Genomic DNA, 12,022 nt, shown 5'->3' with positions numbered 1-12,022 from the left:
CGAGGTCTCCATCAGGTGGTGATGAGACACGTTGCGCCCGCACCCGTTCGCGAAACGTCGATCGCTCGCGAGGACGTCGCGCATCACAATGGAAAGGTGGTAGCGAATGAAGACCCAGGTGGCTCGCTCGGTCGTGGCTGGCTTCGTCGTGCTGACGGTCATGACGTGGCTCACTTCGGAGCCGACGCAAGCGCAGGGCAACACCTCGAGTGATTTCTCCCCGCCGAAGGTGTTCCAGGCGGCGGGGCCGGGCGCCGCCTCGATCCAGGGCACGGTCGACGACTACCGCCACGCCCTGGGAGCGCCCAACGGCAACACGGCAGGGCCCCTCGCCAGCGGTCGTCGCGAGATCAACTGGGACGGCGGCGGCGGGGTCGACGCGACCACGGCCCCGGTCACGCCGTTCAACGTGTTCCTGAATACGCGCGGCGCCCAGTTCACCACGCCGGGGATGGGCCTTTCGCAGGCGCCGCCATCGGGCGGGCCCCAGGGCGGCCTCGCGGGCCTCTTCAACAATCCGACGTACGGCACCATCTTCAGAACCTTCAGCCCGTTGCGGCTCTTCACTCCCGTGGGCAGCAACATCACCGAGGCCTCGTTCTTCGTACCCGGCACGAACGGGACCGTCCCAGCAACGGTCAGCGGCTTCGGCGCGGTGTTCACCGACGTCGACGAGCCGGATGGAAGCGGACCTGGCAAGAAGGAAGGAAACCGTGGAGCCAGCACGCGGATCGAGTACTTCGACATCGACGGACACCTGCTGTTCAGCAGCTTCGTCCCCGCCTCGCCAGGCGATGGAAGCCTGTCCTTCTTCGGCATCAGCTTCGATGCACCGGTCATCGCGAGCTTGCGGATCACGACCGGGGACGTGGCGCCTGGGCCGAATGACGAACCGGGCCGCGACATCGTGATGATGGACGACTTCATCTATGGCGAGCCGCACGCCGTTCCGTGACGCCTTCCGAGCTGAGCCGCGCAATCCCGCATGGCGTGATGTTCCGCGCTACCTCTCGGCGATCGCGATCGCCGAGAGGTCGTCCTTCTCGCGTGCTCGAGGTCGTTGGGCGTGTTCTCAGGACTTGGAAGTGATCTTGCCGGCAAACGATTGCACTCGAATCTTCCCGTCGCGCACGACGAACGTGTCCGTACCCAGCTCATACACGTTGTCGGCAGTCTCTGCCGCCCAGAGGATGAAGCCGTGGTCCCCATCGACGGTGAGCTGCTTCAGTTCGAAGGTCGCTCCGGGCTTTCCGAACTCTGCGAGCATCGCGCGGAAGAACCCCCGAATCGATTCGACGCCTCTGAGCGGGCCCTCCGGCGTGAACAGGACGGCACCCGGCGCGTAGTCGGAGAGGATGCCGTCGAGATTGCGCTCGCCAAAGTGTCCCAGGTGATCATCGATCACCTCCTTCGTCGAACGCTCGTGGTCCTCCACGGCGACGTCGGGACTCGGCCCGGCGGGCCGCTGCGGGTCGAAGGTCGTGTTCGTGGGCTGAAGCATGTTCGTCCTCCTCGTCGCCGAGGCAGTTGGGAGCGGCGACGGAGAGAAGCTAGGCGACGGCGAGGAGCCCCGGCTTGATTCCTCGTCCGGCTCTCTTGCCCTCGCGTCCGCGGCCCGCTCGGAGATTGTCCGCCCGGCCGCGGCGGCTGCCATCGGCCCTGCGACCGGGACGGCACTACTCGTGGCCGGCTGGGCTCGCGGCCGGCCCGGCGAAGCGGCGCGACGACTCGTCGTGCACGAGCACGATCTTGCCTGTCACGCCTCCCTTCCCGAGCAACTCCTGCGCCTGTCTTGCCTCGGCAAGAGGAAATCGCTGCGCGATGAGCGGCTTGATCTTCTGCTGTCGAAGGAGGTCGAGCAGAGCGAGCAGATCCTGTCGAAACCATGCCGGCTTCAGCCGCTTGAGCGTCTGGATGCTGTAGGGGACGACCCGCCTCCGGCCCGGGAGAACCCAGCCGCCGGCGATGTACAGCGCGAAGATGGCGGTTCCGCGAAAGCGCTGACGACGACCTGGACGACTCGAGGTCAATCCCTCCCCACGAATGGAGCTGATGAGGCCATAGCCCACCACCCTCCCGCCAGGACGGAGAGCCTTGCGGGAATGCCAGAGGTGAGCACCACCGATAGGGTCGAAGACGACGTCCACGCCCTCCCTCGTGCGGCGGTGAATTTCCTTCACGAAGTCCTGATGCTGGTAATCAATCGGGATACCGCCCAGGTCGGAGACGGTCTGCGCCCCTCGCGATGAACAGGTCCCGTACATCTCCAGCCCGGCGAGGCGCCCAAGCTGCAATAACGCCGTGCCGACCCCGCCTGCCGCGCCGTGAATCAGCGCGCGCTGGCCCGGTCCGATCTTCGCGGAACGATGCATCATCTGGTACGCCGTGATGTAGTTCAGCACGAGGCAGACAGCCTCGGCGGCGTCCAACCCCGGTGGCACCGGAACCAGTTCATGGTGCGGCAGGCAGACGAACCCCGCGTACGCACCGTGGATCGGCATCGCGGCAACCATCTGGCCTGGTTGGACTCCAGGGACACCGGCGCCGACCCGATCCACCACGCCGACCAGATCCCACCCCGGCGTGAAGGGCACCGGAGGCGTCTCGGGATGAACGCCCTCGCGCGCCATGATGTCGGGCAAGGAGACGCCTGCGGCCAGCACTCTCACCCGCACTTCACCATCCTTCGGCTCGGGGCACTCTTCTTCTATCACCCGAAGTGCATCGGGCCCGCCGTAATGAGTGACGATGATGCGAGTGTTTCTCATGGTCTCAAACGACGGGGGAGACTGCCGCCCAAACGACAGCCCTCGCTCGAGCTGGGCGCCGGCCCGAGATCGACCCGGACTGTGCGCCGATCGGCCGCACGCCGGAACGCGTAACACCATGGGTCGTCGGGTCGCCCCGAACGATGGGGGTCAGGCGCCGTTTCGCGCCACCCTGACGGCAGCGTCTCGGGCCGGTGAGCGGGCGCCGGCTGGCGCGCCCGGCGGTTGGCCAGCGGCCGACGTCCGCGGGCGCTATCCGAAGCCGGCGGTGTGACCGCGGCCGCGTCTCCCCCATCGGGGACCGCTGAGCCTCGGCGTTCCGGCGAGTCGATTCCTCGGCAAGAGCAGAGGGCCCAAGTGAGAAAGCTGATCGTTTCAGAGTTCGTCTCGCTCGACGGTGTCATGCAGGCGCCCGGGGGCGCCGACGAAGACACCGAAGGCGGCTTCCGGCACGGCGGCTGGACCATGCCGTACTGGCACGACGACATCGGGAAGGCGTTCGGTGCGTTGATGCAGGAGGTCGACGCGTTCCTCCTCGGACGCAAGACGTACGTGATTCACGCGACCGCGTTCGAGCCGATGAAGCCTGGCGACCCGTTCGGCGACATGATGAACCCGCCGGCGAAGTACGTCGTCTCGAGGACCCTCGACAAGCCCATCTGGCGGAACACGACCATCATCCGTGACAACCTCGTCGACGCCGTTCGAAAGCTCAAGGCAGCGCCCGGCAAGAGCATCCTCACCGACGGCAGCCACCAGCTCGTGCACACGCTGCTCGAGCACGACCTGGTGGACGAGCTTCATCTCCTGCTCTACCCGCTCATCCTCGGCGGCGGAAAGAGACTGCTTCCGGAAGGCGTTCACAGAACGTTCAAGCTCAGGTCAGCGACGCCCTATCCAAGCGGCGTCGTCGGCCTCCACTACGAACGTGCGCGGTGAGCGGCGCTGGGAAGCCGAAGCCTCTCGCCGCGCTCGGGCCGCGCCGACGAGGGCTCCCCTCGGGTTCTCGGCGGGGCGCCTACCCGCTTGCCGTGGCTCCATCGCCGCACCCGGGCCCGGTCCGCTGGGCTGGAGCTCCTTATCCCTGCCACTGCGATGACGAACGCGATCGAGACGACAGGACTCGTCAAGCACTTCGGTTCGACCCGCGCGCTGGATGGCGTGGATCTCCGCATCCGCCGGGGAAGCGTCTACGGCTTGCTGGGTCCGAACGGAGCCGGCAAGACCACCACCATCCGCATCCTCGCCACGCTGCTCGAGCCGACCGCCGGTAGCGCGACGGTCCTGGGTCACGACGTCGTGCGCGAGGCCGGCGCGGTCCGCAGCAAGGTGAGCCTGACCGGGCAGTTCGCGTCCGTGGACGAGGACCTCTCCGGCCACGAGAACCTCGTGCTCGTGGCACGGCTGCTCGGGCTGTCCTGGCGCGACGCGAGACGGCGCGCGTCGGAGCTCCTCGAGGCGTTCGGGCTCGCCGAGGCCGCCGGGCGGCAGGTGCAGACCTACTCCGGAGGCGAACGACGCCGGATCGACATCGCCGCGAGCCTCGTCGCGATCCCGGAGATCCTCTTCCTCGACGAGCCCACCACCGGCCTCGACCCGCGCAGCCGCACCCAGGTCTGGGACCTCGTGCGCCGCATCGCGGCCGAAGGCACCACGGTGCTCCTGACGACGCAGTACCTCGACGAGGCGGACCGGCTCGCGGAGCGCATGGCGGTGATCGATCACGGTCGGGTCATCGCCGAGGGCACCAGCCGCGAGCTGAAGGCATCGGTCGGCTCGAACGCGCTCCACGTGCGTCTCGTGGACGCCGGCCAGCGCGCGGAGGCGCAGCGGCTCATCACCCGGGTGCTGGGCGACGGCGTGTTGCCCGCGTCGGAGCCGACGGAGGTCACCGCGCGACTCGAGAGGGCGGCGCAGGCGGCGGCCGTCCTCTCGGCGTTGAGCGAGCGCGGGATCGAGGTCGCCCAGTTCTCGGTCGGAGATCCGAGCCTCGACGAGGTGTTCCTCGCGCTCACGGGCCGGCCGGCGGAGACGACGCACACGGAGGCGAAGCGATGAACGCAGCCCACGAGGCCCTCTCGATCCGCGGGCGGCCCCGTCCGGCCTCCGCGGCGTCGGCCGTGCTGACGCTCGCGTGGCGGGCGCTGCTGAAGATCAAGCACGTCCCTTTCCAGCTCTTCGACGTGACCGTCACGCCGATCATGTTCACCCTGCTCTTCACCTTCATCTTCGGCGGGGCGCTCGCCGGCACGCCGCGCCAGTACGTCCAGTACCTGCTTCCGGGCGTCCTGGTGCAGACGGTCCTGTTCATCACGGTCTACACGGGCGTGGGGCTCAACGCGGACATCCACAAAGGGCTTTACGACCGCTTCCGCTCGCTCCCGATGTGGCAGCCCGCCCCGCTGCTCGGTGCGCTGGCGGGCGACGTGTTCCGCTATTCGGTCGCTTCGGCGCTGATCCTCGTCGTCGGGTTCATCCTGGGCTTCCGGCCGCAGGGCGGCGCGACGGGCGTCCTCCTCGCCGTGGCGCTGGTGCTGACGTTCAGCTTCGCGCTGTCCTGGCTCTGGATCATCGTGGGCATGCTCGTTCGAACGCCCGAGTCGGTCATGACGACGAGCTTCGTGTTCCTCATGCCGCTCACGTTCGCGAGCGACATCTTCGTGAACCAGCAAACAATGCCCGGCTGGCTCCAGGCAGCCGTCGGACGCAATCCGGTGACGTACCTGGCGAACGCGTCCCGTAGCCTGATGCACGGACAGCCGGCGGGGGACGCCGTGCTGTGGACCCTGCTGGCGTCCGCCGTCATCGTGCTCGCGGCGTCGCCCGTCGCGATGCGGCTGTACCGCAAGGAGCGCTGACGGAGGCCGCCCCCTCGCGGCTCCGTCGCTCCGTGCTCGGAGAGCTTCGCGAGCCTGTTCGCTACCGCGACGACGAGCTCGCCTGTCCCGGAGGAGCATGGTCGCGGCGCCCATTCGAGGGCGTCAGGACGCCGTGCGGGGGACGTCCACCGAGTACGGTCGAACGGTGCGATGCGAAGCGCCGCAGCGACCCCGGAGGACGAACCATGGCAGCGAGACACGACGCGAAGACGCCGAAGCACGCCGCGATTGCCCTCGAAGATGAAGCGCTGGCCGCCGTCGCCGGCGGGATGGAAGTTCGCGTCGGGGAGGTGTCATCCACCGTCCGAACCACCGACGGCGGCTCGCTGTTATCTCCGGATCTGCTCGGCAACCTCGTCGGCACGGTGCTCGGCGGGATCCGCGACGCCGCGGACCGCGGGAGGCGGCGGCCGCAGTGATCCGGCGGTCGTCCGCACGACGTACCGCTCAGCGCCCCGCTCGATGGTATTCCCTCGGCTTCGAGCTGCGGGCCGCCATCCAGTCGAATGCGGCTCCGGCGGCCCGCTTCAGCGGGCCGAGCCTCGTCGGGTAGTAGTAGTCGGAGTCGAACCAGCCGTGATCGCGGTAATACGCGTGGTCTCGCCTGTCGTCCGCGAGCTCCAGCTCGATGCTCGTGCGGGCCATCCTGAACCCGAAGAGCTGGAGCATCGTCGGCTCGGGATACGGCGGGCTCGCCAGCTGCTCGTGGAATCGCCTGCTCTGCCGGGCGAGGGCTTCGTCCATCTTCCGGCGCTCCTCGTCCAGCATCGGCTCGTGCGCCGTGTCCGGGTTCTTCCTGCAGACGATGCGGCTGCCCTTCACGACGTTGAAGCCCAGCCCGCGTCCGACCAGGCCGAGGTACTTCACCACGCCCCTGCCCCCGTAGAGCCCCTCGACGACGATCGACGTGTACGCTTTCCCGTGGAACCGCGGCCGGTGGAACGCGAAGCCGAGCCGGTCGAGGAACGCCTTCATGTGGGCGGAGACCTGGAACGAGTAGACCGGCGAGGCGAGGACGACGCCATCCGACCTCGCGATCTTTTCGATGAGCAGGTCCCGGTCGTCGTGGAGCGGACAGAACTCCTCGCCCCGGATGAAGCACGCCTTGCAGCCGCTACACAGGCCGATGTCGTACTCGCTCAGGAACACGACCTCGCTCCGGACGTCGCCGAACGACTGCAGGTCGTCGAGGAGCTGAAGCGTCGCGCGGTGGGTCACCCCGTGCCTGCGCGCGCTGCCGACGAAGGCGGTGACGGACTTCATGACGAGGGTCCTCCGCCGCAAACCACGCGCGCCACGCGACGCGAACGCAATCCGGCGGTGAGGCTGGTTCGTTCGCGTGCGACAGACGGGCCCGCTCGGTCGGGCGCCGTGCTCTTGAGCAGGTTCGGGCCCGGCTACGGCTAGTTGCTGCTGCCGTGGGGGCTCTCCGCCTTCTTCATCGCGCCCTCGATCGCCTTCCTCATGGAGAGCGTGTCGGCGCCCTGGCTGGGCGGATACTCCGCAAGGCTCTTCAGGTGTGCCTGGAGGAAGGGGACCGCGGCGGTGGGCGCCCAGAGCTTCGCAGCCACGAACTTTCGGCCGACGTAGCCCCACTCCTCGGAGTCGGGGGTCATCTTCTCCATCGGATCCATGAGCAGGTTCACCACGTAGGGCACGCTCGGATACGACTTCTCGTCGAACCAGGTCCCCTTGTGCTTCACGCCGATGTGCATCTTCCAGCCGTCGACGCGGACCGCCATGAGATCCGTCTCGTCGTAGTAGAAGATCTCGCGGCGGGCCGACTTCTCGCTCTGGCCGGTCCAGTGGGCGAGGTTGTCGTAGCCGTCCAGATGGACCTTGTAGGTCATGCCGCCGATCTTCTTCCCGGTGAGCAGCTCCTGTTTCAGGTTCGGCAGGCCTGCTGCCGCCGCCAGCGTGACGAAGAGATCCTCGTGGCTCTGGATTCCGTTCGAGACGCTGCCCGGCTTGATCTTCCCGGGCCACCGCACGAGCAGCGGCACGCGGAATCCGCCCTCCCACGTGGTGCCCTTCTCGCCGCGGTACGGCGCGTAGCCGCCGTCCGGCCAGAGTAGCAGCTCGTTCCCGTTGTCCGTGGTGTAGACGACGATGGTGTTGTCGGCGACCCCGAGGTCATCGAGCTTCTTGAGGAGCGCGCCGACTTGCTCGTCGTGCTCGATCATCTTGGCCCGCACGACGTCCTCCTCGGCCCGCCCCTCGTCCACCGCCATCTGGACGTACTTCTTGGGCGGGTGCGACCAGATGTGGATCGCCGTCGTGTTGAACCAGCAGAAGAACGGCTTCCCGCTCTTCACGGCCTTGTCGAGCCAGCTCAGCGTCTCGTTCGTGACCTCCTGGTCGAACGTTTCCATGCGCTTGCGGGTGAGCGGTCCGGTGCTCTCGATCCTCTGCTTGCCGACGCGCCCGAACTTCGGGTCCGTCGTCGGGTCGTCCTTGTCCGTGGCCCAGGCGTGCAGCACGCCGCGCGGTCCGAACTTCTTGAGGTACTCCGGGTTCTTCTGCCCCGGATAGTCCAGCTCTTCGGGCTCCTCCTCGGCGTTCAGGTGGTAGAGGTTGCCGAACCACTCGTCGAAGCCATGCACGGTCGGCAGGAACTCGTTCCGGTCGCCGAGGTGGTTCTTCCCGAACTGGCCGGTGGCGTAGCCCTGGGCCTTGAGGACCTCGGCCAGCGTGGGATCGGACTTCTGGATGCCCCTCGTGGATCCGGGGATGCCGATGGTGGTCATGCCCGTGCGGATCGGAAGCTGGCCCGTGATGAACGCGGCGCGGCCCGCCGTGCAGCTCGGCTGGGCGTAGTGATCCGTGAAGAGCATCCCGCCGCTCGCGAGGCTGTCGATGCTCGGGGTCTTCCCCATCATCCCGTGCGTGTAGGCGCCGACGTTCCAGGTGCCGATGTCGTCGCCGAAGATGACGAGGATGTTCGGTCTCGCGGCGGGGGCTTGCGCCTGCGCCATCGCTGGCGCCGCCAGGATCATCACCGTGAGTGACGCACGGATCCCGCTCAGCGGCTTGCGCATACGGTTCCCCCTCGGCCCGCGATGAGCTCCGGCAGCGAGCCTACACGCCGCCGCTGCGGCGCGGTCGCGCTCGACCGGGATCACACCTCCTGGTCAACGCACGCGACACCGCGGCGCGACGTCGCGCTGGCCTTCCGGGATCGGCGCTCGTAGAGCGGCTGCCAGAGGGCGAGTTCAGTAGGGCGTTCCGTGCGCCGCCGCCCCGACCACGCGGCCCGCGACGAGGCGCACCCGCCACACGCCGCCGTTCGGAATGAACTGCGGCGGCGCGACCGGCCCGGGTCCCGGGGCGGCGCAAAGCGCGGCGGCGAGGAACGCCCGCATCACGCCACCGTGGGTCACGAGCACGGCCGGCGACTCGAGGCGCTCGGCGGCCCGGTGGATCGCCGGGACGACACGCGCGAGCAGCGCGTCCGTGGACTCGCCTGCGGGAGGCGGCGCGCGCGGATCGGAGACGTGGCGCGCCCACTCCTCCGGAAACCGCGCCTCGCACTCGCTCCGGGTGAGGCCCTCCCAGCTGCCGTAGGCGCGCTCGCGCAAGCTCGCGTCCACGAACGCGACCTCGAGCCCGAGCGCCTCTCCCACGATCTCCGCGGTGCCACGGGCCCGGCAGAGGTCGCTCGCCGCGATCGCGCGGACGCCCTCGGCGCGCAGCCGCGCCGCGAGCGCGAATGCCTGCGCCCGGCCGGTCGCGTTGAGCGGCACGTCCGTCTGGCCCTGCCACCGCCCGGCGGCGTTCCAGTCCGTCTCGCCGTGGCGCACGAGGAGGAGGTGTCGTTCGGTCGACGGCATCGGAGGGAGTGACCGACGGTGTCAGCCGCGCCGGCGCCGTGCGAACGCCAGGTGGAACTCGGCGATCCGCTTCACGACGGTCTCGATCTCGTCGAGCGGCGGCAGGATGGTCGTGCGGAAGTGGGACGTCCCGGGCGCCTGCCCGAAGCCCGTCCCGTCCACCACGCAGATCCCGGTCTCCTCGAGGAGCGCCATGCACCACTCGGCATCGGTCACGCCGGGAGGGAGCGCGATCCGTGGGAACGCGTACATCGCGCCCGCCACCCGATTGCAGGTGATCCCCTCGACGCGGTTCAGGCCGCGCTCGACGAGCTCGGCCTTCCTCCGGAGCGCCTCGAGCACCTCGCCCTTCTCGCGCGCCCACTGCTCGTACGAGGGCTCGCCGGGGCGGGGCGGATGGACGAGGAGGTACGTGAGCACCTGGCCGACCGAGTTCGCGCACAGCGAGATCGACTGCAGCTTCGTGATCTGCTCGAGCACCGGCTCAGGCACGTTGCGGCACTCGAGGTAGCCGCCGCGGTGGCCGCACTCGCCGAGGTAGCCCTTCGAGGTGGAGTGCAGGCTGAACAGCGAGACGTCGCGGATCCCGCGCTGCTCGAGCACGCTCGCGAACGAGACGAAGCGCGCGCCCGGCTGCCACAGGTTCGTCTGGTAGACCTCGTCTGCGATGACGGAGAGGCCCTTCTCCCGCGCGAACGCGAGGACCATCTCGACGTTCGAGGCGTCGAGCACCCCGCCCGTCGGGTTCCCCGGGTTGATGACGACGATGCACCGGACCCGGATGCCCTCCGAGCGCGCCTTCTCGAACGCGACGTCGAGCGCCTCGCGCGAGAGCTTCCAGTCGTGCGCCTCGTCGAGGTGGTAGCCGACCTGCGCGCCGCCGTAGAGGGTGATCGTCGCGGAGTAGAGCGGGTACTGTGGGATCGGGATCATGATCCCGTCCCGCGGCCCGCCGATGAGGATCCGGAGCACGGACTGCGCGCCCTTGCTCGCCCCGTCGGTCAGGAAGATCGCCTCCGGGTCCGCTGCGATCCCGTCGCGCGCGTGGATGAACTCGGCGATCGCCTCGCGGACGAACCGGTATCCCTTGCTGTCCGTGTACGCGCCGACGCCGTGACCGGAGCCGCGAAGGACGCTCCGCGCGGTCTCGATCACGTCGGCGGGTACGGCGCCGGCCGGGAGCTTGTCCGCGAGCTCCGGCCACTCGACGAGGGAGAGCACCTGGCGAACCCAGGTGAGCGGCTTCTGCCCGAGCGACTGCGGGTTGCCGATGTTGCAGTAGATGATGCGGCGCCCCTGGCGCTCGAGCTCCTGCGCGCGCGCCACGATGGGCCCACGCACCGCGTATTCAGCCTCGCGCACCGCGCGGTCGACGTCTTCGATTCGGATCACGTGTCTCGCCCGTCTGATGGTCCCGGAAATGGCCAGCCTACCGAACCTCGCGGCCGGACGCACCCCGTACCGGCGATCGCGCGCCCCTGCGGCGGAAATCGGTCCTGAAGGAAGCCGCGGGAGCCGCCTTCGACTGGATGGCGGGAGGTCTGCGAGGAGCGCGGCGAGACGATCGCGATCCCGAACCGCTCACATGAGGTGACTCCCTCGTCCGAACGAACCCGGAGGACCCGAAGCTCGCGAGACACCTTCGCGCACGTTCGGGGTTTATCCGTTCGAAGGCCAGGAGGCGCAGCCGAAAGCAAGGACGAGAGGTGATCATCCATGTTCCACGCACGAATCTGGGCCGCGGGCATGCTGGCGCCTGCGATCGCGATCGCGGCGCCGGTGACCTCGGCGCTGCGCACGCTCCACGTCGCGGAGATGACGTCGGCGGGCGGGAACCAGCCCGCGGGGCAGGTCGACCGCTGCCTGGCTCGGCACCTGCGCGTCCCAGCCGACATGGCGGAGCACCTGCCGGACCGGACGGACCTCTGGCTGCACGTGAACCGCTCTGGTGAGGTCAGGGGCGTTCACGCGGCAGACGTCGCGACGAAGGAGATCACGCCCTACATCCGCGAGGCGCTCGGCAAGTGCGACTGGCATCCGCTCGCCGGCGACGAGGTCGACCTGAAGCTCCGGTTCGAGCCGTAGGCGTCTCTCACTGGGGTCATCGACATCGCCATGACGCGCGGGCGCCCGAGATGGGCTATAATGCAGGAGCGCCCAAGGACCTGGATCGATCCTCGGCGCCTCCATTTCAGAAGCCCCCGGTCGTCGGGGGCTTCGTCTTTCTGGGCTGGACTCCGTACCGGGTCCGGCTCGGCGACCACGATCCGATGGACTGACCAAGGAGAGCGATGAGCGAAAAGGAAGAAGGCATCGAGGTGCAGGGCAAGGTGGAGGAGTCGAGCGGTGGCATGTACCGGGTGAAGCTCGATCAGGGCCCCGTGGTGCTGGCCTATGCATCCGGCAAGATGAAGAGGTTCCACATCCGCATCATCACGGGCGACCGGGTGAAGGTGGAGCTGTCTCCGTACGACCTGACTCGCGGCCGCATCACGTATCGCGACAAGTAGGGCCGCCTGAGCGGCGCCGCGTCTACGTGGCGGGC

The 12,022-nt window shown here is 68.6% G+C and carries 13 protein-coding genes; 7 read left to right on the top strand and 6 right to left on the bottom strand.

Annotated features, from left to right (window positions below):
* The first annotated feature begins 106 nt into the window (after window positions 1-106).
* Window positions 107-955, top strand: coding sequence for a hypothetical protein (locus tag AMOR_RS23510; RefSeq protein ID WP_248354728.1), 849 nt, complete (start codon window positions 107-109; stop codon window positions 953-955).
* 117 nt (window positions 956-1,072) lie between these two features.
* On the opposite strand, the gene AMOR_RS23505 is transcribed toward AMOR_RS23510, so the two are convergent.
* Window positions 1,073-1,654 (bottom strand): nuclear transport factor 2 family protein, encoded by a 582-nt coding sequence (locus AMOR_RS23505; protein ID WP_248354727.1) that lies wholly within the window; start codon window positions 1,652-1,654, stop codon window positions 1,073-1,075.
* A 22-nt stretch (window positions 1,655-1,676) separates the two neighbouring features.
* Window positions 1,677-2,768 carry a medium chain dehydrogenase/reductase family protein gene (locus tag AMOR_RS23500; RefSeq protein ID WP_248354725.1) on the bottom strand — a complete coding sequence of 364 codons (1,092 nt, stop codon included), beginning with the start codon at window positions 2,766-2,768 and terminating at the stop codon, window positions 1,677-1,679.
* A 357-nt stretch (window positions 2,769-3,125) separates the two neighbouring features.
* On the opposite strand from AMOR_RS23500, the gene AMOR_RS23495 reads away from it, so the two are divergent.
* The 4 genes from AMOR_RS23495 (at window position 3,126) to AMOR_RS23480 (ending at window position 6,066) form a co-directional block, all read left to right on the top strand.
* Window positions 3,126-3,707, top strand: coding sequence for a dihydrofolate reductase family protein (locus tag AMOR_RS23495; RefSeq protein ID WP_248354723.1), 582 nt, complete (start codon window positions 3,126-3,128; stop codon window positions 3,705-3,707).
* A gap of 156 nt (window positions 3,708-3,863) precedes the next feature.
* Window positions 3,864-4,826 (top strand): ATP-binding cassette domain-containing protein, encoded by a 963-nt coding sequence (locus AMOR_RS23490; protein ID WP_248354722.1) that lies wholly within the window; start codon window positions 3,864-3,866, stop codon window positions 4,824-4,826.
* Window positions 4,823-5,626: an ABC transporter permease gene (locus tag AMOR_RS23485; RefSeq protein ID WP_248354720.1), complete on the top strand. Its 804-nt coding sequence runs from the start codon at window positions 4,823-4,825 to the stop codon at window positions 5,624-5,626. The genes AMOR_RS23490 and AMOR_RS23485 overlap by 4 nt, the downstream gene beginning before the upstream one ends.
* Window positions 5,627-5,832: 206 nt before the next feature.
* On the top strand, window positions 5,833-6,066 hold the full coding sequence (locus tag AMOR_RS23480; protein WP_248354718.1) for a hypothetical protein: 234 nt from the start codon (window positions 5,833-5,835) through the stop codon (window positions 6,064-6,066).
* A 28-nt stretch (window positions 6,067-6,094) separates the two neighbouring features.
* Here AMOR_RS23480 and AMOR_RS23475 read toward each other — a convergent pair whose 3' ends face one another.
* The 4 genes from AMOR_RS23475 to AMOR_RS23460 form a co-directional block, all read right to left on the bottom strand.
* Window positions 6,095-6,910: a flavodoxin family protein gene (locus tag AMOR_RS23475; protein ID WP_248354716.1), complete on the bottom strand. Its 816-nt coding sequence runs from the start codon at window positions 6,908-6,910 to the stop codon at window positions 6,095-6,097.
* Between the two features lie 140 nt (window positions 6,911-7,050).
* Window positions 7,051-8,685 carry an arylsulfatase gene (locus AMOR_RS23470; RefSeq protein ID WP_248354714.1) on the bottom strand — a complete coding sequence of 545 codons (1,635 nt, stop codon included), beginning with the start codon at window positions 8,683-8,685 and terminating at the stop codon, window positions 7,051-7,053.
* Window positions 8,686-8,859: 174 nt separating this feature from the next.
* Window positions 8,860-9,477, bottom strand: coding sequence for a histidine phosphatase family protein (locus tag AMOR_RS23465; RefSeq protein WP_248354712.1), 618 nt, complete (start codon window positions 9,475-9,477; stop codon window positions 8,860-8,862).
* Between the two features lie 21 nt (window positions 9,478-9,498).
* Complete coding sequence (locus tag AMOR_RS23460; protein ID WP_248354711.1) at window positions 9,499-10,869, bottom strand: aminotransferase class I/II-fold pyridoxal phosphate-dependent enzyme; 1,371 nt, start codon at window positions 10,867-10,869, stop codon at window positions 9,499-9,501.
* Between the two features lie 324 nt (window positions 10,870-11,193).
* Here AMOR_RS23460 and AMOR_RS23455 point away from each other — a divergent pair, with 324 nt between their 5' ends.
* Together AMOR_RS23455 and infA are read left to right on the top strand one after the other, a co-directional pair.
* A complete protein-coding gene (locus AMOR_RS23455) occupies window positions 11,194-11,562 on the top strand; it encodes a hypothetical protein (protein ID WP_248354709.1) in 369 nt (122 codons plus the stop codon).
* A 206-nt stretch (window positions 11,563-11,768) separates the two neighbouring features.
* Window positions 11,769-11,987 carry a translation initiation factor IF-1 gene (gene infA / locus AMOR_RS23450; RefSeq protein WP_248354707.1) on the top strand — a complete coding sequence of 73 codons (219 nt, stop codon included), beginning with the start codon at window positions 11,769-11,771 and terminating at the stop codon, window positions 11,985-11,987.
* Window positions 11,988-12,022: the final 35 nt, after the last annotated feature.

This window comes from Anaeromyxobacter oryzae (assembly GCF_023169945.1).
Lineage (GTDB): Bacteria > Myxococcota > Myxococcia > Myxococcales > Anaeromyxobacteraceae > Anaeromyxobacter > Anaeromyxobacter oryzae.
This window is presented reverse-complemented; position numbering and strand designations above follow the sequence as displayed.

What these genes read in the sequence shown, in the direction of transcription:
- AMOR_RS23470 (WP_248354714.1), bottom strand. Translation starts at nt 8,685, where the DNA reads ATGCGCAAGCCGCTGAGCGGGATCCGTGCGTCACTCACGGTGATGATC.
- AMOR_RS23465 (WP_248354712.1), bottom strand. Translation starts at nt 9,477, where the DNA reads ATGCCGTCGACCGAACGACACCTCCTCCTCGTGCGCCACGGCGAGACG.
- AMOR_RS23500 (WP_248354725.1), bottom strand. Translation starts at nt 2,768, where the DNA reads ATGAGAAACACTCGCATCATCGTCACTCATTACGGCGGGCCCGATGCA.
- AMOR_RS23480 (WP_248354718.1), top strand. Translation starts at nt 5,833, where the DNA reads ATGGCAGCGAGACACGACGCGAAGACGCCGAAGCACGCCGCGATTGCC.
- AMOR_RS23510 (WP_248354728.1), top strand. Translation starts at nt 107, where the DNA reads ATGAAGACCCAGGTGGCTCGCTCGGTCGTGGCTGGCTTCGTCGTGCTG.
- AMOR_RS23455 (WP_248354709.1), top strand. Translation starts at nt 11,194, where the DNA reads ATGTTCCACGCACGAATCTGGGCCGCGGGCATGCTGGCGCCTGCGATC.
- infA (WP_248354707.1), top strand. Translation starts at nt 11,769, where the DNA reads ATGAGCGAAAAGGAAGAAGGCATCGAGGTGCAGGGCAAGGTGGAGGAG.
- AMOR_RS23505 (WP_248354727.1), bottom strand. Translation starts at nt 1,654, where the DNA reads ATGGCAGCCGCCGCGGCCGGGCGGACAATCTCCGAGCGGGCCGCGGAC.
- AMOR_RS23485 (WP_248354720.1), top strand. Translation starts at nt 4,823, where the DNA reads ATGAACGCAGCCCACGAGGCCCTCTCGATCCGCGGGCGGCCCCGTCCG.
- AMOR_RS23490 (WP_248354722.1), top strand. Translation starts at nt 3,864, where the DNA reads ATGACGAACGCGATCGAGACGACAGGACTCGTCAAGCACTTCGGTTCG.
- AMOR_RS23475 (WP_248354716.1), bottom strand. Translation starts at nt 6,910, where the DNA reads ATGAAGTCCGTCACCGCCTTCGTCGGCAGCGCGCGCAGGCACGGGGTG.